18 protein-coding genes are annotated in these 21728 nt (G+C 56.1%); 7 read left to right on the top strand and 11 right to left on the bottom strand.

What is annotated here, in order from left to right; all coding sequences use genetic code 11:
- Positions 1-10: 10 nt before the first annotated feature.
- From CGZ80_RS26475 to CGZ80_RS26455, 5 genes are all read right to left on the bottom strand, one after another.
- Complete coding sequence (locus CGZ80_RS26475) at positions 11-1129, bottom strand: hypothetical protein (protein ID WP_094418691.1); 1119 nt, start codon at positions 1127-1129, stop codon at positions 11-13.
- Positions 1126-2646: a serine/threonine-protein kinase gene (locus tag CGZ80_RS26470; RefSeq protein ID WP_233148696.1), complete on the bottom strand. Its 1521-nt coding sequence runs from the start codon at positions 2644-2646 to the stop codon at positions 1126-1128. The genes CGZ80_RS26475 and CGZ80_RS26470 overlap by 4 nt, the downstream gene beginning before the upstream one ends.
- Entirely contained in the window at positions 2643-3218 is a 576-nt protein-coding gene (locus tag CGZ80_RS26465) for a sigma-70 family RNA polymerase sigma factor (RefSeq protein WP_094418690.1), read from the bottom strand. The genes CGZ80_RS26470 and CGZ80_RS26465 overlap by 4 nt, the downstream gene beginning before the upstream one ends.
- 93 nt (positions 3219-3311) lie before the next feature.
- The gene (locus CGZ80_RS26460) at positions 3312-4628 is read right to left on the bottom strand and encodes a DUF1501 domain-containing protein (protein WP_094418689.1); all 1317 of its coding nucleotides are present in this window, start codon (positions 4626-4628) and stop codon (positions 3312-3314) included.
- A 40-nt stretch (positions 4629-4668) separates the two neighbouring features.
- Positions 4669-6432: a DUF1549 domain-containing protein gene (locus tag CGZ80_RS26455; protein ID WP_094418688.1), complete on the bottom strand. Its 1764-nt coding sequence runs from the start codon at positions 6430-6432 to the stop codon at positions 4669-4671.
- A 147-nt stretch (positions 6433-6579) separates the two neighbouring features.
- Here CGZ80_RS26455 and CGZ80_RS26450 point away from each other — a divergent pair, with 147 nt between their 5' ends.
- A complete protein-coding gene (locus CGZ80_RS26450) occupies positions 6580-7290 on the top strand; it encodes a class I SAM-dependent methyltransferase (protein ID WP_094418687.1) in 711 nt (236 codons plus the stop codon).
- Between the two features lie 49 nt (positions 7291-7339).
- Here CGZ80_RS26450 and CGZ80_RS26445 read toward each other — a convergent pair whose 3' ends face one another.
- On the bottom strand, positions 7340-8842 hold the full coding sequence (locus tag CGZ80_RS26445; protein WP_315851434.1) for a sulfatase: 1503 nt from the start codon (positions 8840-8842) through the stop codon (positions 7340-7342).
- 238 nt (positions 8843-9080) lie between these two features.
- Between CGZ80_RS26445 and CGZ80_RS26440 the strand changes: the two genes are divergently transcribed.
- From CGZ80_RS26440 to CGZ80_RS26430, 3 genes are read left to right on the top strand one after another with little or no spacing between them, the layout of a single operon-like run.
- Complete coding sequence (locus tag CGZ80_RS26440; protein WP_094418686.1) at positions 9081-11009, top strand: RecQ family ATP-dependent DNA helicase; 1929 nt, start codon at positions 9081-9083, stop codon at positions 11007-11009.
- Position 11010: 1 nt separating this feature from the next.
- On the top strand, positions 11011-11775 hold the full coding sequence (locus tag CGZ80_RS26435) for a glucosamine-6-phosphate deaminase (RefSeq protein WP_094418685.1): 765 nt from the start codon (positions 11011-11013) through the stop codon (positions 11773-11775).
- Positions 11772-12698 carry an N-acetylglucosamine-6-phosphate deacetylase gene (locus CGZ80_RS26430; protein ID WP_094418684.1) on the top strand — a complete coding sequence of 309 codons (927 nt, stop codon included), beginning with the start codon at positions 11772-11774 and terminating at the stop codon, positions 12696-12698. The genes CGZ80_RS26435 and CGZ80_RS26430 overlap by 4 nt, the downstream gene beginning before the upstream one ends.
- Before the next feature lie 77 nt (positions 12699-12775).
- Here the strand turns inward: CGZ80_RS26430 and CGZ80_RS26425 are convergent, their stop codons facing one another.
- Together CGZ80_RS26425 and CGZ80_RS26420 are read right to left on the bottom strand one after the other, a co-directional pair.
- Positions 12776-14818 (bottom strand): carboxy terminal-processing peptidase, encoded by a 2043-nt coding sequence (locus CGZ80_RS26425; protein WP_233148695.1) that lies wholly within the window; start codon positions 14816-14818, stop codon positions 12776-12778.
- Between the two features lie 271 nt (positions 14819-15089).
- Positions 15090-16421 (bottom strand): S1C family serine protease, encoded by a 1332-nt coding sequence (locus CGZ80_RS26420; protein ID WP_094418682.1) that lies wholly within the window; start codon positions 16419-16421, stop codon positions 15090-15092.
- 154 nt (positions 16422-16575) lie between these two features.
- On the opposite strand from CGZ80_RS26420, the gene CGZ80_RS26415 reads away from it, so the two are divergent.
- Together CGZ80_RS26415 and cdd are read left to right on the top strand one after the other, a co-directional pair.
- Positions 16576-17865 carry a thymidine phosphorylase gene (locus CGZ80_RS26415; RefSeq protein ID WP_094418681.1) on the top strand — a complete coding sequence of 430 codons (1290 nt, stop codon included), beginning with the start codon at positions 16576-16578 and terminating at the stop codon, positions 17863-17865.
- A 51-nt stretch (positions 17866-17916) separates the two neighbouring features.
- Entirely contained in the window at positions 17917-18330 is a 414-nt protein-coding gene (cdd, locus tag CGZ80_RS26410; protein ID WP_094418680.1) for a cytidine deaminase, read from the top strand.
- 1 nt (position 18331) lies between these two features.
- On the opposite strand, the gene CGZ80_RS26405 is transcribed toward cdd, so the two are convergent.
- Together CGZ80_RS26405 and CGZ80_RS26400 are read right to left on the bottom strand one after the other, a co-directional pair.
- Complete coding sequence (locus tag CGZ80_RS26405) at positions 18332-18997, bottom strand: FHA domain-containing protein (RefSeq protein ID WP_094418679.1); 666 nt, start codon at positions 18995-18997, stop codon at positions 18332-18334.
- Between the two features lie 231 nt (positions 18998-19228).
- The gene (locus CGZ80_RS26400; RefSeq protein WP_094418678.1) at positions 19229-20506 is read right to left on the bottom strand and encodes a class I SAM-dependent rRNA methyltransferase; all 1278 of its coding nucleotides are present in this window, start codon (positions 20504-20506) and stop codon (positions 19229-19231) included.
- Positions 20507-20613: 107 nt separating this feature from the next.
- Between CGZ80_RS26400 and CGZ80_RS26395 the strand changes: the two genes are divergently transcribed.
- Entirely contained in the window at positions 20614-20892 is a 279-nt protein-coding gene (locus tag CGZ80_RS26395) for a ferredoxin family protein (RefSeq protein WP_094418677.1), read from the top strand.
- 88 nt (positions 20893-20980) lie between these two features.
- Here the strand turns inward: CGZ80_RS26395 and CGZ80_RS26390 are convergent, their stop codons facing one another.
- Complete coding sequence (locus CGZ80_RS26390) at positions 20981-21586, bottom strand: HNH endonuclease (protein ID WP_094418844.1); 606 nt, start codon at positions 21584-21586, stop codon at positions 20981-20983.
- Positions 21587-21728: the final 142 nt, after the last annotated feature.

Genomic DNA, 21728 nt, shown 5'->3' with positions numbered 1-21728 from the left:
AGCAACAGGGTCACTTGGTGTCCGGGAACAGTTCTTGGACCATTTGCTCGAGTTTGGCATCCGCCGATTCCGATTCCTGTAGCGTTTTCTGTAACGCGGCGAGCTCTTCGGCAAGTGCATTGAGTTTCGACTGCTGTAACTCTCGTTGTGCTTGGTGAAGCGAGGAGAGCACCTTCCCGCCAGACTGTCTGATGCTTTCGCGTTGATCGTTCGTTTCGGCGTCGAGATAGCGTTGACGCAGTCTCTGCAGCTGCAATTTCAGAACTTCAAGCCGCTTCTCGGACCGTGCCACGTCACCCGAAGATTGCACTGCGTCGGTGCTTTTGGGGCTCATGCTTTGCTGGCCGCCATACGGATCCGCAGCAGGCTTGGCGTTTGTCTTGTTAGTGCTCGGTTTGCTAATGCTTGGTGCAAAAGGATTATCTGATTGCTGGAGTGTCTGGTCGGTCTTGGCAGGCTGGTGGTTCGCAAGCGGTATGTTGCCAATTAATTTCGGCAGTGTCGGTCCGTCAAACGGGTCAAATCCCGGGATCTCGCGAAGGTTGTATAGGTCGACACGAGGTTGGTTGGTATCGAATGCCTTCGCAAGCGTTAGGATGACGTCACTCGATTCTGAAAGGTCACGCGACGTCTTAATCCCAATTCGCAACCACATCTGTGCGGAGGGAGGACTTGCGAAAGGGTCTCCAGCTGCGGAATAAAAAGGATTGTCGGATGATCCGTTGCTGGTTGCCGATTCCTTTTGTGGTCCGATTTCGACTTTGTTGATTCCAAACAACAATGCTTTCTTGTTGCATTTGGCCTTGAAGTCATTGATTTGAGAGTCGCTCCAACTTGCCGGGTAGGACGCTGCGAGAATCAGTTCCGCTTTTTCAGGTAATGGTGATTCGTTGTCGATGCGGATTTGGTCGAGTTTGATTTGACCGACCCCAGCGGTGGACAATGCGTTTTGAATCTCCCAGGCGGTGAGGAAATCGTTCCGCTTGGCATCAGGCCCCAGCATGACAACGATCTCTAGATTGTTTGTTTGGCTGGTTTGTGCAGCGATGTTCTGTGGAATCGCCAAAACGCTTGCCAGTAGAAGGGCACCAAGTGTCGTGCCTGTTGTGCATCGAATGGTCGACATCATCGAGAAGCTTCCTTTTGTATTCGGATCGGAACGAAGAGAAGAGGGCTATCGCGTTCTGTTGCGGTGTCATGCTGCTTGGACGACGGGGTGCCGAGCAAGATTGACAAGTTGTCTTGCTCGATTTCTTGTTTCAGTGCATCAAGCTTCGATTGCAGCTGATCGATCGCCTGGTCCATCGGTTGCTCGATGAAGATTTCTTGCGAATCAGGCGGCATCGACGCGTTTGTATTCGACGGTCCTGTCGGTGGTGCTTGGGCGTCCCAGAACAGCAGCATCGTTCCTGAGCAAAATAAGAACAGCATCAAGAAAGTACTGCTGACGAAGAGCAGCCAGCTTGCAAACTTCGGTTTTGCCATCGAAAGTGACTCCGGTAACTTCGCGTTGGTGGGTTGCTGAACATGGGCAAGACATCCTTCGAGAAGGTCTTGAACTTTTGCCGCGGACTGGGGACGCGACGAAGCGTCTTTGCAAAGCAAACGTTCTGTCAGCGTTTCCAACCAATGCGGGACGTTGGCATTCTGGTCGCGAAGTGGTTTTGGCTTCGATTCGATGATTTTGCGCAGGACCCCATAGCTGGTTTCGGATTGAAACGGTGGGTGTCCGGCACACATGGAGTAGATCACTACGCCCAAGCTGAATAAGTCGCTGCGGTGATCGATCGCGTCACCACGTGCCTGTTCAGGCGACATGAACTGGGGTGTTCCGGCAATGAAGCCCGATCTGGTGTAAGACACATCATCCGCCGCTCGTGCCAAACCGAAGTCGGTCAACATCGCTCGATCGACACCACGTTCGAGCAAGATGTTTGCCGGTTTGACATCGCGATGAACCAAGCCTTGTTTGTGGGCCGCGGCAAGGGCAGCGGCGACTTGGCTGGCAATTCGAAGCACATCGATGGTATCGAGCGCGCCGGTGGAGTCGATCCGTTGCTGCAGCGAGTGACTGACGACGTACGGCATCACCAAAAACGGTAATGATGTTTGTGAATCAGAAACCGATAGGACTGGCATCACATTGGGGTGCACGACCGCCGCTGTCGCCTGAGCCTCTCGCAAAAAACGTTGCCTCGCGACTCCGAGAGCGGCCAAGTGTGGCGACATCACCTTGATTGCCACGGGGCGGTTCAGTTCAGTATCGAATCCTTTCAGAACGATCCCCATCCCGCCGATGCCGATCACGCTGATCACGTCAAAATCGCCCAGGCATCCGATCGAATCGTCACGTCGAGCGGGCTTCAAAAAATTAACGGCAAAGTCGGCGAGAGATTGTTCCGTGTGATCTATGGGACGCTCGGTGCTGAACGGTGGAGTTGTCGATTTTGACGACGTGATCGCACGCGATTCCGCTTGCAGCGCCGTCACGATTCGCAGCGAGCCGTTGTCCGATCCAGAAAACGATTCGATGCGTTTTTGGCAATCGATACAGTGATCCAGATGCCGAACCACCGAGGCCTGCGTTGCCATATCGGAGCGGTCGTCCAGGCAGTCGAGCAATTGTTGTTGCGAGGGATGTTTCACTGCATCACCTCTTCAACGATAGCGCGAATGCGTTTCAGGATTCTGCTGCGGGCCATATAAATCGCCCCACGCGACAGGTCGAGTTCTCGCGTGACTGCGTCGACCGGGCGTTGGTCGATGACGGTTTGCCAGAATGCTTGCCAGGACGATTCGGAAAACTCGCCGCGGATTTTGGTGGCCGCCCAGACAATTAGTTCGTGTTCGTACTGGTCGTCAAAGTCAGGCTGGTCCGCGATCGAATGCAGGCTGCGGATGGAGTCCGTTCCGCCGGTTGGCGTGACGTGCTGCCGCATCTTGGTCATGTACTTGATGACCTCGTGACGCGAGACGGTGCACAGCCAGCGACGAAACGAAGCCTGTTTCCCGTCGTCCTGGAATCTCTCGACCGATTTGGCGATCGCCAAAAGGATCTGCTGTGTCGCGTCACCAAGATGCGATTCTGGCACGCCTCGCCGCTTGGCAAAGTGCCGCAAGAAAGGCTCGTAAAGCTCGACAAAAGCCCACCATGCGGATTGGTCGCGATGGTTGGGCAGTCGAACAATCAGGCTCGGTCGTGTCTCGGGGGTTTTCATCACAACCAGTTTAAGGCTGGCTGATGACCGAGATCTAACGCCTGGGGTTAGAAAAACTATTGAAAAGAATCAGCGTGTCACACGGCATCTTGATCAGGCCAAAATGGCTTCGATCGGTTCACCTTCGACACGGACCAGCGGACGACCGACCGGGGTTTCGATTTCGCGATCGTATTCAACACCCAAGCATTTAAAAATCGTCGCGTGCAAGTCGCCCACCGTGACCGGCTTGTCGATGTTGACGGTGGGACTGAATTTGGGATCGCTGGAATCGACAATCGGGTCTGCAGATGTTTCGCCATACGCGAACCCGCGACGGATACCGCAACCCGCCAAGAACATCGAAAACCCGTGCGGCCAGTGATCGCGTCCGCCAGCCGGATTGATTGTCGGCGTTCGCCCGAATTCGCCGCCGCAAACGACCAGCGTGTTTTTCAGCATGTCGCGTTCTTCCAGCCGATCGAGCAGTGCAGCCAGCGCCGGGTCCAGGGTCTCGCAGGCAGAGCTTTGCAGCGAATGATTGTTGATATGCGAGTCCCAGCCGTTCAGGTTGACTTCGACACATCGCACGCCGGCTTCGATCAACCGTGTTGCGGCTAAGCAACCACGTCCGAAAGGCGTATCACCGAAAGCATCAAGCGTGGCTGCCGTTTCACCGCTCACGTCAAAGGCATCGATCTGCTCGCTGGACATCATCCGCAGCGCGGCTTTGGTGGACGATTCGTGCAGCGTTCGATTTTGATCGAGGTCGGATAAGCGGCCGCGGCGAAATTGCGATTCCAGAAAGTCGAGGCCTGCGAGACGTTGCTCCATTCGCGCAGCGTCAACACGCGCTTTCAAGTCAGGAACCGGGCTGTTCGGATCGCCCATTTTAAAGGCGTCGTAGATCGGCCCTAGGTAACCACCTTTGGCCGGCCATTGTCCCGGAACGATCGACACATGCCTGGGGATATCCAGCGTTTCGCGGAACTCGTCGCAGAGCACGGCACCGATGGCGGGGTGGACCAAAGTTGGGTCGGGACGCCAGCCGGTTTTGATGTTGTAAACAGCCCGTTGGTGATCGCCTTCCTTGCTGGTCATGCTGCGGATCAGCGTTCCCAGGTGCATTCGTTCTGCGGTCCTAGGAAGTGTGTCTGCGAACTCGATGCCTTTGACGCTGGTCGGGATCGCTTTGACATCGCCGCCGTATTTTGTTCCGGCGTGCGGATCGAACGTTTCTAGCTGGCTGGGGCCGCCTTCCATCCACAGCAAGATGACGTTCTTGCGCTGGTGTGGATCTGTCTTCGCGACTTCATCGGCAAATGCCAACTGATTCGCGATCGCGGTCAGCATCGCGCCTCCGGCACCGGCACCGAGCAGGCGTCGGCGAGAAAAATGAAGTCGCGGGTCACAGATCGTTGATGGGATCATTGTGTTTGACCAGTTAATGAAGCCGGTTGAGAAAAGGCGGTTAGTGGTTCCAAGCGAACTCGGTCGAGTTGGCGAGCATCCAGAACAGGTCGACTAAGCCGTTCCCACGGCCGTCTGCTTGTTGAAGCTTGTCCGCGAAGTACTCGACCTCAGCTTCGCTGGCATGTCGATTGAGCAAGCACAAAAACGCGACATCGACGGCGAGCGAGTCGTCTTTGGCAAATGATTTCAGATGGCCGGTGGTGTTCAACAGCGGTTCGGATTTGGCGGCTTCGTTCAAAACGTTTCCATTGAGCATCATCAATCGCTGTGGAATGGTGATGCCGTCTTTGGAGAACTCGTTTTCGCCTAGGTCGCCATAGCGTTTCAGAAAATCGTTGATCGCTCCGAAACGCATCAACTGCACCAGCAGCGACGATTGACGATCGATCGATTTGATTTTCGATGCTTGTGTGATTGCACCGGCGACTTGTTCGGCACGCAGGCGAGTCAGTGGAAATGCGGCAAAGTTGTTTTCGTGCCGGGCGGTGATTTCATAGTCGGCTTTGCTGTCGGCGCGGAAGGCATCGGTGGCAGCGATGATACGAATCGTGCGATGAATGTCTCGGTGCGATTGAAAGTCCTCGATGATGGGATCGAGTACCGGGTTGGCCGCTTCATCGAGCGGCAAGTTGTCGACGGCATCGGTGATCGAGCGGCCGAACATCAACGCCCAAAAACGATGGATCGCGGCACGGGAGAATTGTCGGTGCTCTGGGTGCGTGACCCAGTGAGCCAAACGCTCACGCGGATTACCGTCCTGCGGCAAGAGATCGCTTTGGTAGGGAACGGTCGCTTCGACGTCGACAGTGTCGTCGGCATCAAGGTATTGAAACTTGTAATCGACGTCCTCTGTTCGGACGCCTTGCAATCCGTTTGTTTTTGCGCTGCTGTAGAACGCGGCAAGTTGGTGAAAGTCTTGTTGCCGTCCGCCACGCCGATCGTCGGCATCACCCAAGTTGACGTTGCCTAAGAAGTCATCGTGACACTGCAAACAATCGATTCGAAGCCCCAGGAACGCGCGACAGGTTCGGGCGGCCAAACGCACGGGGTCGGGGCTGCCGTCGTTGCTGTCGAATGTCACCGTTAAGAAGTTGACTTGTGGGCGATCGGTCCAAAGTCCTTCGGCGGTGATCAAATCGCGAACGATCGCATCGTAGGGTCGGTTGGCGGCAATGTTTTCGCTCAACCAATGACCGAAACGGCGTCGACGAAACACCAGGAATGGGCCTTCATCGTTGACCAGATAACGCATCCAACGTTCGCCCCAATAGTCATGGAAACGTCCGTCGTGAAGCAGGCTTTCGAGGTGCGCCGATTCGCGTTCGCTTGCGGGGAGCGATTCCAGATGACGGATCTCTTCGAGTGACATTCCGCTGCCGACCATCGCCAGCGAGAGACGTCGGCAGATCGTCATCCAGTCCGCTGTGGGCGCCGATTCAACTTCCGCATCGAGCATTGCTTGTTGGCGAGCAAGGTTGACGGCATCGACGACGGATTCGATTGAGTCGACAGATTCACTCGAGTTGAGCTGGGCAGATGACGCACCGGCGGCAGCGTCGAGCGTTGGGATCCGAGTCTCAGCGAGTTGTTCTGCGCCGTCGAGAACGGCGTTTTCGGCGGAAACTTGTCGAACGCCAGTCGGTGTTTCGTTTTCGTCGACTTCGCCCGGTTTGGACAATCCGGATGCCATGTAGCCGAACGCAATCAGCATCAACAGCCCGAACCAGGCCCATTTGGCGACGGAAATCATGGCTCGTTTCATCAAATCGACTCAGGGGCGATGGGACAGACTGGTCGTTTCTGTATGATTTTGCGCGGTGTTTGTCAGATCGACAGCGGAGGGCCATTCGTCCAATCGGCGGCAAGCTTGGCGGAACAACCAAATTTATTTTAGAAAACCGAACCGACGATGTCAGAAATTAACGACCCATTTTACGAAGCCTACGACCGCGACGACATCGCATACGGGGAAACACCGTCCGCACCGCTGGCGGCTTATCTGCGTCAGGTCCCTGTGACGGGGGAGGCGTTGGACCTGGGGGCCGGCGCGGGACGTGACACGATCGCGATGGCGAAGGCAGGCTTTCATGTGACCGCGGTCGACTTGAGCGAACGTGGTGCCGAGCGAATCATGCAGCGTGCTCGCCGCCAAGGAGTCGCCGATCGGGTCAAAACCTGCGTCGCAAATGTCTGTGATTTCAAGATCGAACCGGGCAGCTTCGATTTGATCTGTGCGACGACGGTGTTGGATCACATTCCAACGGACGCTTCGTGTCAAGTTTGGGAGGGGATGTTGTCGGGACTGCACCGCGAAGGTGCCTTGTATGTCGAAGTCCACTCGACCGAAGATCCCGGCAGTGATCAGAAGCCCGGTGTGGACAGCGACGCGCCGGTCAGCGAGACGGCCGGCGCGGTGATCAATTACTTTCCGCCCAACCGATTGTTGCGTTGGGCGACGGAACCGGATGCGGACCTGCGTGTGCTGCGTTACGAAGAACGTTTGGAATGGGACTACACGCACGGTCCCGAGCACCTTCACGGCAAAGCGGTCTTGCTGGCCGTGAAGTCTGGAGTCTATCCGCCGTGGTATGGGCAACCGCCTGCATTCCCACGGCGTTAATTGAACCAATCGCCGGAAGCTTTTGCTCGGCCGGCGAGTGACGAAGTGATTACCAGACGAGCGGAAGTTCTTCGTCGCCAGGTTGCATGCGTCCGGCCGGGCGGACTTCGCTGCCTTTGGTGTTGGTCAGCCGATCGCCCAAGGCTTGTCGGTATTGCTCGGCGGCGGCGTCCAGTTGGGCGACGACTTCGGGGTAATCCTGTGACACGTCGGTCGTTTCGCTGACGTCATTGTCCAAGTCATACAGGGCTTTCTTGGCCATCGCTTGCGAATAGTTCGCTGGCAAGCCGTCTTTGCCGCCGGATCCGCCGTCCAGTGTTCGGTACTGGTGGGGGAAGACCAGCTTGAAGCGTTCGTTACGGATCGCTTGCAGTTGTCCTGCGTAGAAACAAGGAAATGCTTCGTGAGGTGACGTGGCGTCTGCTTCGCCGAACATCAGCGGTTGGATGTCGTGGCCATCGATTTTGTGATTGGGCAATTCAGCACCGATCATTGCGGCGACGGTTGGCAACAAGTCGATCGTGCTGGCGAAGGTATCGCAGGTCGTGCCGGCAGGGATTTTGCCTTTCCATTGCATGACGGTTGGCTCGCGATAGCCACCTTCGAACATCGTGCCTTTGCCTTCACGAAGCGGCGTCGCTTTTCCGGCGTGCTCGCCGTAGGACAACCACGGGCCGTTGTCGCTGGTAAAGACAACGAGCGTGTTTTCTTCGGCACCGATGTCCTTGATCGCGTCGAGCACTTGGCCGACCGACCAGTCGACTTCCATGACCACGTCACCGAACAGGCCTTGGCCGCTTTTGCCTTCGAAGTCTATCGACGCATACAGCGGGACGTGAACCATCGGGTGTGGCAGGTACAAAAAGAACGGATCTTCCGAATCGCGTTTGATGAAATCGACCGCGCGGCGAGTGAATTCTTTGGTCATCTCGCGCTGGTCATCCGGTTGGATGCTCTCGTTGACGATCTTGGTGTTTTCGATCATCGGCAGTTCCGACCAGCTGATCGGCGCCTTCGGATTGTTGCGACGCTTGGCGACCGAGTTCGGGTGCAGCGGCCACATGTCGTTGCTGTAGGGGATTCCGTAGTATTCGTCGAATCCGTGGTTGGTCGGCAGGAACTTTGGGTTGTGTCCCAAGTGCCACTTGCCATAGATCGCGGTGCGGTAACCTTGGCTTTTGCAGATTTCGGCAAGTGTGGTTTCGTTAGCGTTGATGCCGATATTGGATTTTGGACCGAGTGCACCCGAGATACCGATACGTTTGTGGAAGCATCCTGTCAGCAAGGCCGAACGCGAAGCGCTGCACACGGCTGACGAAACGCAAAAGTCGGTAAACTTGCGACCGTCGGCTGCCATACGGTCGAGGTTTGGCGTGGGGTAGGCGGTGGATCCGAACGGATTGATGTCGGCATAGCCCATGTCGTCGATGAAAATCACGACCACGTTTGGCGGAGTGTCCTTGGCGGCGGCGCGTGATGCTGGGGCCATCAAGGCGGCCGCGATCACCAAGCAGGTGGTGAGCGGAGCGACGTGTCGCGCGAAATATTTCACAACTAGTGGGATTGATTTCATAGCGGGAAAGGTCAATGTTTAAGCGGCGGGAATCGTCAAAAGGTGGTCAAACGCTAGGTCGATCCTGTATCTATAACAAACGCCTGTGGCAGGTGCAGCAGGCCTTTTCCATCGCGCCGGCAGCGGCAGGGTGATTGAGTTCGCAAGGTGATCAAATCGAGCGAGCCAGCAATCTGCGGGCGTCTTTCCTGACGCTATCAGTATACAGGGATTCGCAATGAAAATTGCAGAAACAGATTCGCTTCGGCATGCGCAGTCCGTTCTTCGAGATTCGTTCGGGCTCGATGGGTTTCGTGACGGTCAAACCGAAGTCATCTCACGGTTACTCGACGGAAAGAACGTCGCCGCGGTCTTTCCCACCGGTGGCGGGAAAAGCTTGTGCTACCAGTTGCCTAGCCAGATGATCGACGGGACCACAGTGGTTGTGTCGCCGTTGATCGCGCTGATGAAAGACCAATGTGATGCGCTTGCCGCTCGTGGCATCCGCGCGGCAAGGTTGGATTCGTCGCTCAGCGATCAGGAATTCAGTGCGGCGGTTCGCGGTGTCCGCGACGGTTCGATCAAGCTGCTTTATGTCGCCCCGGAACGTTTCTTCAACGAGCGGTTCATCGCAACGATCGGTTCGTTGAACGTTGCGTTGTTTGCGGTTGACGAGGCGCACTGCATCAGCCAGTGGGGGCATAACTTTCGGCCCGATTACTTGAAGCTGGCCGAATTGGCTAAGCGATTGAATGCCGGTCGGATCTTGGCGCTTACCGCGACGGCAACACCGGCGGTGCTTGAGGACATCCGCAAAGCATTCGATATCGAAACAGACGACGCGATTTGTACGCCGTTTCATCGGCCGAATTTGCGGATCCGCAGTTCGGTGATGAGCGAGGCCGAGCACTACGGGAATCTGCACGAACGGCTGATCGGGCGTCCGCCTGGAGCCACGCTTATTTATGTGTCGCGTCAAAAGACGGCCGAAGAAGTCGCCGCGAAGCTGTGCACAGACGGCGTCGAAGCGATGGTCTATCACGCCGGCATGTCTTCCGAAGATCGCGCCGACATCCAACAGCAGTTTATCGAGTCCGATCAAGGTGTGGTTGTTGCCACGATCGCGTTCGGAATGGGCATCGATAAATCAAATATTCGGTATGTGTATCACTACAACCCGCCGCAGTCTTTGGAAGCCTACGCACAGGAAATCGGTCGTGCGGGACGCGATGGCGAGGATTCGATTTGTGAGCTGCTGCTCGTGCCTGAAGACCGCATCGTGCTGGAGAACTTTACGTACGGCGATACGCCCAGCCGGCATGGTGTCGGGCGACTGATCGATTTTCTGATCGGTCAGCCGGACGAATTTCATATTTCGCACTACAAGCTGTCGTTCGAAACGGACATTCGCATCTTGGTCGTCCGCACGCTGCTGACCTATTTGGAGCTGGATGGTTATCTCGAGTCAACTTCGCCTCGGTATGACACCTACAAGATCCGTCCGCACGTGACCTCGGCCGCGATTCTGAAAAACTTTAACGGCGAACGACGCGAGTTTCTCTCGGGGTTGCTTGGTCAACTGACCAAGGGGCGTACGTATTTCTCGTTGAACATGGCGGCTGCGTGTAAAGCTCTTGGGCAACCGAGGGCACGCTTGGTGAAAGCGGTTGATTTCATGGCCGCGCAGAACTGGGTTGAAGTCAAAGTACAAGATTTGGTGCACGGCTATCGTTGGATCAAACGGATCGATCAGCCCAAGGTGTTGGCGGACGAATACTTCGAACGCGTGATGTCACGTGAAAAGTCCCAGGTCAGCCGGATCGACGAGGTCTTCGAAATCGCACGTGCTGGCGAATGCCAGGCCAAGCTGTTGGCAAAGCATTTCGGTCAAACGATGGCGGACGATTGCGGTCAATGCAGCCACTGCATCGGTGACGGCCCCATGCCGATTCACAAGCCGAAACCGCGTCAGATCGGCGATTCGGTTCGACGTGCGATCGATCAAGTCGTCAAGGAATATCCCGACCAATTCACAACCGCTCGCCAGCGGGCACGGTTCTTGTGCGGCCTGTCGTCTCCAAAAATGGTACGCTCACGTCTTTCGCGGCACGCCAGTTTTGGTGTGTGCGAGCAAATTCCATTCGAAGACGTTTTGAAGCAAGTCTGACATGAAAACTGTGATCGCGCCGAGCGCGAAAGAAATGGGTCGCTATGCGGCTGAGCAAGCCGCTGCCAATTTGCGGCAGGCGATCGCGGAGAAAGGGAAAGCGGCATTGATTGTCGCGACCGGCGCATCGCAATTCGAAGTGCTTTCGCATTTGGTCGAGCAACCGGGGATCGATTGGTCCAGTGTCGATGGCTTTCACCTGGACGAATATGTCGGAATCGACGCCGATCACCCCGCATCGTTCTGTCGGTACCTGCGAGAACGTTTCGTTAGCAAAGTCGAGTTGGCATCGTTCCATTACTTGGATGGTTCGGTCGATCCACTGGTCACCATTCGTGCGGCGGCAAAAGCGATCTCGTCGATCGATGTGGATGTCGCGATGGTCGGGATCGGCGAGAACGGGCATTTGGCGTTCAACGATCCGCCGGCCGATTTTGAAACGGAGTTTCCGTACCTGATGGTTGAACTGGACGAGCCTTGTCGCCAGCAGCAGGTCGGCGAAGGCTGGTTCAAGACGATCGATGACGTGCCGACGCACGCGATCAGCATGTCGGTCAAGCAGATTTTAAAATCGAAGTACATCTATTGCAGCGTGCCTGACGAACGCAAGTCAGAAGCGGTTCGAAAGACCGTGCTGGGCCCAGTCTCGCCGGATGTGCCAGCGAGTATCTTGGCCGAACACAACGCCACCACATTGATTGTCGATGAAGCGGCAGCCAGTCAGATTCCTGATGAGCGAGCTGCCGCGATGGAGCGAATTTTGTGAGTGGCTTCGTCGACTTGCAAGTCAACGGGTACGGCGGGATTGATTTTAATAGCGACAATGTGACGGTTGCGGAAATCGAGCAAGCCTGCGTTCGGTTACGGTCCGCCGGGACACATGCGTTTTTGCCGACAATCATCACAGCGGATTTGGACGCGATGTGTCGCCGCATCAGCCAAGTGGTTGACGCGATCGAATCGAGTTCGCTTGCGAGCGAATTGGTGGCAGGAATTCATGTGGAAGGCCCGTTCATCAGTCGCGAGCCTGGTTATGTCGGCGCCCATCCCGTCGCGGCGGTGTGCGACGCATCGATCGATGCAGTGTCACGGCTGCTTGACGCGGGACGAGGCTACGTTCGCTTGGTCACGCTCGCGCCCGAAGTCAACGGTGCCGCTCGTGTGATTCAGTTTTTGACCGATCAGGGGATCGTCGTGTCGGGTGGACATAGTAACGCGTCGATCGATCAATTGTGTGCCGGGCTGGATGCCGGTATGGCGATGTTCACGCACCTTGGCAACGGATGTCCGGTGACAATGCATCGGCACGACAACATTATCAATCGTGTCTTGTCGCTTGCCGATCGAATGATGATTTCATTGATCGCTGACGGTCACCATGTGCCTTGGTTTGCCATGCGCAACTACCTCAACAGCATCCCCGAGTCGAATGTCGTGATCGTGACCGACGCGATCAGTGCGGCTGGTCTGGGCCCGGGAAAGCACCGGTTGGGTGATCAGTGGGTCGAGGTCGACGAATCGTTGGCGGCATGGGGCGAAGGCCGAAAGCAATTCGCCGGCTGTGCAACCGAGATGAATCAGATGTCAGCGATGCTGGCTAGCAACCACATCGCCACACCGGAGCAAGTCCACCGCTGGACCACCGAAAACCCAGGCCGAGTCTTAAAAGGTGTCAGGTACCTTTTTTAGCCTGTCGGCAATGAAAAAACGGCGTGGTGAGGGTTCACCACGCCGTTTTGGCTTTGGAAAAGGTACCTGGTACCTTTTTAGCTCTTCACGAGTTGTTGGCGTTGGAGGCCTTCGATGTAGTCGCCGGTGATGTTGAGGACTTCGCGGTTATAGAAGTCATCGCGGAAGACTTCTTGATCGCTCTGCTGATTGATCTCTTCCTTTTCTTGCTCTTTTTGGGCGTCCAGTTGCTTACGTCGGGCCAGGAACTTTTCTTCGTTCAAAGGCACCTTCGATTCTTCTTTCTGCTTGATGAACAACGCGATACGTCGGATACGATCAAGAAACTCGTCATTGTTTTGAACGCGGCTTTCTGATTTTTGACGCAGTTCGGTGAGCAGTCCGCTGGGAACGAATTTGTAGATGTCGTGGCGGACACCGTTGATGCGATCGGCTTCGAGTGCGTACGGCAGGTCACCTTCGGCAACGTCAAAGTTTTGCGTGAAGCTAGGCAGGATCACGTCTGCGGAAACGCCGTCGCGCTGCGTGCTCTTGCCGTCGGGGAGATAGAACTGTTGCAGGGTGACTTTGAGGGCACCGAAGTTTTCACGTCCGACGCCGAACAAACCTTCGGCCAAGTTCATCAAGGTTTGCACGGTGCCTTTACCGTGGGTCGCCGGGTCACCGACGATGATGCCACGGTGGTAATCTTGGATCGCGCCGGCGAAAATCTCGCTTGCACTTGCGCTGAACTTGCTGGTCAGAACGACCAGTGGTCCACTCCAAACGGTCCCGGAGTCTTCGTCGTTGTACTGTTGGACTTCGTCGTTACTGTCTTTGACCTGAACGACGGGGCCACGGTCGATGAACAGTCCGGTCAGGTTGATCGCTTCGGTCAACGAGCCACCGCCGTTGCGGCTGAGATCGATGACGACGCCTTCGACGCCTTTGGTTTTAAAGTCCAGCAGGATATTGCGGACGTCGCGGGTGCTGCTGCGGAAATCAGGGCGATTTTCGCGAGCGGCGTCCATGTCGAGATAGAAGCTTGGCAGGTTGATGAAGCCAATCTTACGTGTGGTGCCATCGGTCATTTTGTGGTCGATGACTTCGCCACGAGCAGCTGAGGTCGCCAGTTCGACGTTCGCGCGTTTGATTTTGTAGACCTTGGTATCGCCTTTACCGCCTGGCTTAACGCCCAAGCGAACGGTCGTTCCGGCGTTACCGCGGATCATGCTGACGACTTCTTTCAGTGGCATTTCGACGATGTCGACCATGGGGCCATCATCGCCTTGTCCGACAGAGATGATGATGTCATCGGCTTGGAGTCGTTTGTCGAGGTCGGCGGCGCCGCCGGGGATCACCTGCATGACAACGGTCTTGCCATCTTTTTCACGAAGTGCCGCCCCGATGCCTTGGAGTTCCAAACGCATCGAGATGAGGAAATCCGTGTAAGTTGTGGGCGACATGTAGCTGGAGTGCGGATCGAACGCGCTGGTGACGGCGGTCAGAAATGCTTCCAGCAGATCGTCTGAACTGTAGGTTTTGAAACGTCGAGCGTAGCGTTCATAGCGGCGGCGAAGGACGGCGCGAGGGTCTTCGACCTCGTCGCTTTCGGCCGCGTCATCGTCGTCGGCTTTTTCGTCGCTGTCACGTAGGTCGAGCAGCGTGTACTTGATTTGTCGGCGCCAGCGTTCGCGGGCTTCTTCGGGGGTCGCTGCGAAGCTGGTTTCGTCTGCGTCGACGATGATGTATTCGTCTTTGGTGTAATCGAAATCTTCGTTGAGCAGTTCGAGTGCGACCGCCACACGTTCGTCGACACGCTGGGTGTAACGCTCGAAGATTTGATAGGCTAAATCCAGATTGCCTTTTTTGACCATGTCATCGATCGAGTCTTTCTGTTGTTTGAACTCGGCGATGTCTGATTGGTAGAAGTAAAGCTTCAGCGGGTCGAATCGTTCGATGTAGAGGTCGAGCGCACGTTCACTGATATGGTCGTCAAGTTTGTCGCCCGAGATGTGATAGCGTTCAATGCGCTGAGCGATGATCTTGGCGATCAAGCGGTCTTGGACGGTGGGCTTCGGCGAGGTGCCGCCAGCGGGTAGCGTCTCCTGGGCGACAACGGATTGCGTCGTGCAGGCCACGGCGATCGAAATGAGTAAGGCGGTCGCTATTGCGCCCAGTCGTCGCTGAAGAACCATATGTATCTACCCAAGGGTCGAGGGGGACTAGTTTCGATGGAATGGTAGGAAAGTGGCGAAATCCAGGCAATGTTGGTTTCCGCACCAAATTTGGTCGGTCCGCGTGAACCGGTCATTCGAACCGAAATGCCCACCCCGGATGCGGCGGTTCGAATGTTCCACTGTACTATTTCAATAAGTACTGTCTCACTGCACCAAGCTCACTGTACCAAGTTCATTCGGCGGTTGTCGGATCATCAACGGTTGCCAACTGCACCGACAACTCGACGCGTTCACCGTTACGTTGAACCACGATGGGGTGTTCGGAGCCGATCTTTTGACGCTCGATCGCACGCTGAAGTGCTCCAGAATCACGGACTTTTTCCCCCGCAAACTCAACGATCACGTCTAATCGCTCGATCCCGGCTTTCTCCGCGACTGAGTCCTTAATGACCTGATAGACGAGGATTCCCGAGTAGGGGGGCAGGTTAAATTGTTTCGCAATCCGCGGCTTCAGATCCACCAAGGTGGTGCCAATTGCGGCGCGTCGAACTTCACCATGTTGATCCAATTCCTGAGCGATCCAAATCGCTTGGTTGATCGGAATTGCAAACCCCACACCTTGATAGAAACCTGTGCGGGTTGCGATCGCGGAGCTGATTCCCACGATTTGGCCGTTGAGGTCAATCAGCGCCCCGCCGGAATTTCCGGGGTTAATCGCCGCGTCGGTCTGCAGCATGTTGCTGCGAGGGATTTTTTCTAAGTGGCGATCTTTGGCACTGATAATTCCAGCACTCACGGTTGCTTGCAATTTAAATGGGCTGCCGATCGCGAGCACCCAGTCGCCGATTTCCAGTTTGTCCGAGTCCCCCAGTTCGATCGGCTGCAGTTGTTCGGGGGCTTTGATGCGAACGATCCCAACGTCGCTGTCGGGGTCACCACGAAAGACTTCTGCATCGAACCAGGTTTCGTCAGGCATTTGAACCACGATCCGGGAAGCACCCGTGATGACGTGATTGTTGGTGACGATCAGCCCATCGGAGGACAGGATGACACCCGATCCCAGGCCGGTCAGCTTGTCTGGATTGGGCGGAAATTCGTCGGGCTGTGGTGGGACGGGAGGGATCTCAGGGTGTTCGAGCAATGGCAACGGCGGCTCACTAGGCGTTTCTTCTTCGGCATCGGAGTCGAGTTGCTTGGGTTCGCCTTGGCCATAGGCGAAAAGGACGACCACGGATCCGGTGGCGCGTTTGGCGGCCATCCGAAAGGCGAGGGAAAGTGCCCGAGGTCCAGCCTGGATGGCGGCCAATAGGTCCTCTTCGGCGGTTGAGCGAGGAAGGCCTGGTACGAGGGAAGCGTCGGCGGGCTCAGCGGGATTCGCCGCTTCGGGCGTGGTGTCGCTGGAATTGGTCGGGCTCGCTTCCCCGGCCGTGCTTCCGCCGCTGGAACCGGTTGGCAGGTCATCGGGTTGGATGGCAACGCAAGTCATCGGGGCCAAGCATTGGCCGAGCACCAGGAGGGCAAGTGAAGGTGCGAGAATGGCAGGCAATACGCGTGGAATCTGCATAGGTCAATCCGTTTCGGTCATGGAGATCCGTCAAGGCTGTCGCCACACCTGCGTGGGGCGTGGCACTGAAGGAATCTCCATTGAATAATTTGTCACGTCCGACAAGCTGAGACGTCACTGCACTATAACCTTCCCACCAACCCCAGTCATCCGAATGCTTGCCGCCAATCTGTTGGTCAAAAAACGCGAAGGCGTTGAACTGACTGATGACGAGATCCGCTTTTTGATCGATGGGTTCTGTCGTGGATCGGTTGCCGATTATCAAATGTCGGCGCTCGCGATGGCCGTTTGCCTGCGTGGAATGTCGGCCGGCGAGACAGAAAGTTTAACCCGGGCGATGCTCGAAAGTGGCGATCTGATGCGGCGAGAATGTTCCGCCGACACGCCGCGGGTCGACAAGCACAGTACGGGCGGCTTGGGCGACAAAGTCTCCATTGTATTGGCGCCCTTGCTGGCGGCCTGTGGTGTTCACGTGCCGATGATTAGCGGTCGTGGTTTGGGTTTAACGGGTGGGACGCTCGACAAATTGGAATCGATTTCCGGGTTCCGAACAGATCTTGATCAGACCGAATCGGAGACGGCGCTTCAGCAAGTCGGCGCATTCATCGTGAGTGCCAGTGAAAAAATCGCGCCGGCGGATCGCCGTTTGTACGCGCTTCGTGATGTGACGGGCACGGTGGAGTCCATTCCATTGATCACGGCCAGCATCTTGAGCAAGAAGTTGGCGGCCAACCTGGACGCGTTGGTGATGGATGTCAAAGTCGGATCTGCGGCATTTATGACTGAGATGGAGCAGGCACGGGCACTCGCCGATTCGATCTGTCGCGTGGGGAAGGCCTGCGGGTTGCCGACATCGGTACTGATTTCTGATATGGATCAACCACTTGGTGCGGCGGTCGGCAATGCGATCGAGATCAACGAGTCGGTCGCGATTTTAAAGGGCGAGCTCCGCGACGATCCGTTGGTCGAGCGAGCACGCGAGTTGACGTTGCTTTTGTGTGCCGAGTTGCTGACGGCGACGAACGTGGCGGGGGATTCTGCCGCGGCACGCGTCTTGTTAGAGCGGGCGCTTGCCGATGGTAGCGCGATGGAGAAGTTCCTTGCGATGGTGCATCAACAAAGCGGCCGTTGGGATGGTCCGCTCGACTTAGCCGAGCGCATGACGATCGAAGCACAACAAGACGGATGGGTCGAACAAATCCAGAGTCGCGAGATCGGTTCGGTGATTGTTGAGCTCGGTGGAGGTCGGCGCCGCGTCGGTGATCCGATTGATCATTCGGTCGGCGTTTCGATGAACGTGCAGGTCGGCGATCGGGTGTCGCGGGGCCAACCGTTGATGGACCTGTATTGTTCTAACGAGCAGCAAAATGATTATGCTGAGCGATTGCGGGCGACACTTCGGTTGGCGGACGAGCCGGTTGAGTTGCGTCCGCTGACGATGTAGGCGGCTTCGATTGATTGAATCCTGATTGCCCCGGCGACTACCTGAATCCGCATGTTTGAATTAAAGCCCAAAGAAATTGATCGCTTGGTCCGAGCCGCCATTGATGCTCGCGATCAGGCTTATGCCCCGCACAGTCATTTTTATGTCGGCGCCGCTCTGTGGATTCCAAGCGGCGAAATCGTCCACGGATGCAATGTAGAAAACGCCAGTTACTCGCTATCGATTTGTGCCGAACGCGTGGCAGCATCGACGGCGGTCATGAAAGGCTATCGAGAGTTCCACGCGATTGCGGTCGCCAGCGTCGGCGGTGTCAGTCCCTGTGGTGCGTGCCGACAGTTTTTATCAGAGTTCGGCATGGACGTGCAGATCATCATGGCAGACGTGCTGACCGGCGCGCGACAGATTCGCAGCCTGTCGCAGCTTTTGCCGGATGCGTTTGACGCCAGCAACCTGCCGACGAATTGATTCAGCCTTCGCCGTTCCAATCAGGATCGGCGATCTTGCGATGCATCTCACTGAGTCGCGCTTGAACGCCAAGCAGACGCTGCCACGCGCTCAGTTTCAATGTCACGCTTTGGCTGTTCTCGTCGATCTTCGCGGTTTCGACCAAACGGCAGATTCGGTGCTGGAGGAAGTCCAGGATTTCGCAGAGTTGGGCGCGTTGTCCGGGGCTGAGGTTATCTGGAATCGAAGGTGCATCACGCAGCGACGCAACGTCGAGCTGGAACGGCGATTTCTCTTGGCTCAGTTCCAGTGCGACGGAGCTTTCCGATGACGACATCTCGCGAGCCATCGTCGGGTTGTCGCTACCGAGTGCCGCCAGGCGCGCCGCGATTTCCTCTTCTGAGCCGACCAGCATCAAGCTTCTTCCGACCGAGATTAGATCCCCGCTGCGAAGGATCTTAAGCGGATACTCGACGCCGTTGACTTTGGTGCCGTTGGTGCTGTCCAAGTCAGTGAGAACCAAGCGATCGTTGTCACGTTGGATCTTGAAGTGGCAACGGCTGACACGCTCGTCATTGAGCTGGATGTCGTTGATTTCTTCTCGCCCGACCGTGAAGGGAGGCACGAGGTTGTGGAAAACCTTCCCTCGATCTGCGCCGTGTAAAACTTTTAATGTCACACCCGACATGGGTAGACTCCGCAACGAGTAGATGAGTAGTTCTTGGCGCTTAGGGCAATCGTATTGGACATCGGCAAATACAGTGGTCGTTATCTACCGTTGCAACAATATATCCGGTATTGACCACAATGTCTCGAAGTTTCTTGTGGTCTAATCGGGGGGATGGGTCCGTTCGTGCGGTGTGTTGATTGATTCGACGCACCGCGTTTGTCTCGGTCAGCCCGGCTCGGTCAACGCAGTTTACATCACTTGTGCGATGACGCACTTAAGGTACTCGCTTTCAGGGCAAGCCGCAGCGGTAGGGTGGTCCGCAGGGGCACCTCGATTTTCGAGCACGATTAAGTCGCGGCGTTTTTTACGTCCGACCTCTGTTAGCATGGCTCCGAATTCGCTTCGCGACACACGTCCACTGCAACTGCAGGTGACCAGGATTCCACCCGGCGGAATCAGGTCAAGCGCCATTGCGTTCAGCCGACGGTAAGCGCGTAGCGCCTGGTCGACTTGTTTTCGTGAGCCGGCAAAACGTGGCGGATCCAGGATCACTGCGTCGTAGGTTTCGCCGCTGTCGCCCAATCGTTTGAGTGCGTCAAAGCAATCTTCGCGAATGAAGGACATGCGTTCGCTCAATCCGTTGCGTTGGGCGGCCGCCTCGGCAGACGCGATGGCTTGGGCACTGGAGTCGACACCGACAACGCTGGCCGCGCCATGCTTTGCCGCGACCAATCCAAAGCCGCCTGTATAGCAACACACATCTAACACGCGTTTTCCCGAGAGGTAACGCGCAGCGGCGGCATGATTTTTTCTCTGGTCCAGATAGCCGCCTGTTTTTTGTCCACCGAGCAAATCGACCACCAAGTCAAGTTCGTTTTGGCGATAGGCAACCCCGTCAGGTTGGGGTTGCTGGTCGATCACACAGGTACCGCCTTCGGCTTCAACGCCTTCATGCTTTGCCGTTTTTTCGTCGATCCGCACAACGATCTGGCTGCATTCGGTCACTTCACGAAGGTGATTGAGAATGACATCGCGGTATCGCAGCAGTGACCCGGCGGTGAACTGGACCCCCAGGGTATCGGCGTAGCGGTCAACGATCAGTCCGCTCAGCAGATCGGATTCGCTGAAGATCAATCGTTCGGCACCTTGTGGGTCTGCTTCGCCGGACAAGCGGCGTCGCGCAAGCGCCGCGTCGATGCGCTGGCACCAGAATTGGTCGTCGATGGGGTGTCGGCGATCAAAGCTGTAGAGCCGCACACGCAAGCGACTGTGCGGATTGATCAGTCCCAGGGCGAGGAAATTTCCATCGATATCGACGAGTTCGACGACATCGCCACGCTGGAACATCTTTCCGTCTTCGGTGCGATCTGCAGTGCCGATCAGCGCATGAGCGTGAACCCAGGGGTGACGGGCATGAAAAGGGAAGTGTCGGCCCGGTTTGACCCTGATTTGGCCCGCCGATACAGGGGGCGTGGACTGATCGGAAGATGGGGCGGTTTTGGCTGGTTTGGGGGATTCGTTTGACATTTCCTATTACGGACGGCTCATTGGGGTGCAGTCAATCGCTTGTCAGGTCGATATATTGGGCGAAGAGGTGACTCTGGATAGGTTCCCATAATGAAAGGTTTTTGAACATGACTCACGTTGTCGCCGAACCCTGCTCAGGCTGCAAATACACCGATTGTGTCGTCGTCTGCCCCGTCGAATGTTTTTACGAGGGCGACCAAATGGTTTATATCCACCCAGAAGAATGCATCGATTGCGAAGCGTGTGTGCCCGAGTGCCCCGTTGAGGCGATTTTCCACGAAGATAACGTTCCCGACGAGTGGAAAAGCTACATCGAGCTGAACGCTGAGAAAGCAGAAGAGTGTGAAGTGATCACAGAAAAGAAAGAGCCACTCGCGGACGATTGATCCCGATTGGCAAATCGAAAAATAGGCCTCGCCGGATGCAGTCCGGCGAGGCCTTCTTTTTTTATCTGGTGAAACTTTCTGCGGACCGTTAACCGGCAGCCGGCAGGAATGTTTTCCAGCAATCGTAACGCGGGTCATCGACCGAATGCGTGACGAGCGGGTTGAACCGCGGTTTGACCGGTTTGGTTCGCAGCTTCATGCCGGCCTCTTTCGGCGTCCGCCCACCTTTGCGTGAATTGCACCGCAAACAGCAGGCAACGATGTTTTCCCACGTCGTCGGTCCACCTTGGCTTCGCGGAACGACGTGATCCAGACTCAACTTGTGGGTCGGAAAATCTTGTCCGCAGTATTGGCAGGTGTGTTCGTCGCGGGCGAACAGGTTTTTGCGATTGAACCGCACCGTTTGCATCGGCATCCGGTCGAACCGGGTCAATCGAGCGATCCGAGGCACTTGAAGCTCGAACCCGACCGCTTGTATGAACTCGTCGCTGGGTTGTTTTTCCAGCGAGTTCAGCTGACTCATCTCGCACCAGCTTTCGAAATCGTAGCTGATGAACTGTCCGGCTTCGTGGCTGATGACTTCCGCGCACTCGCGATAAAGCAGTGTCAACGTTCGGCGTACGTCGACAACACGGATCGCCATATAGAAGCGATTTAGGATTAGAACGTGACTGTCCAGCAAACTCTGACTCATCTCAGCAAAATCCTTGCAGAAACTTGACCAGCACGCACTTGCCAGTCGGGCCAACGAATTGGTGTAAAGGAACATGCAAACCGCACGATTGTGGAGCTGCTGACCTCCCGAGGTCCTCGCCATTCTAGTCGAGTGATTCGCC

This window comes from Rhodopirellula sp. MGV, assembly GCF_002251265.1.
Classification (GTDB): Bacteria; Planctomycetota; Planctomycetia; order Pirellulales; family Pirellulaceae; genus Stieleria; species Stieleria baltica_A.
This window is presented reverse-complemented; position numbering and strand designations above follow the sequence as displayed.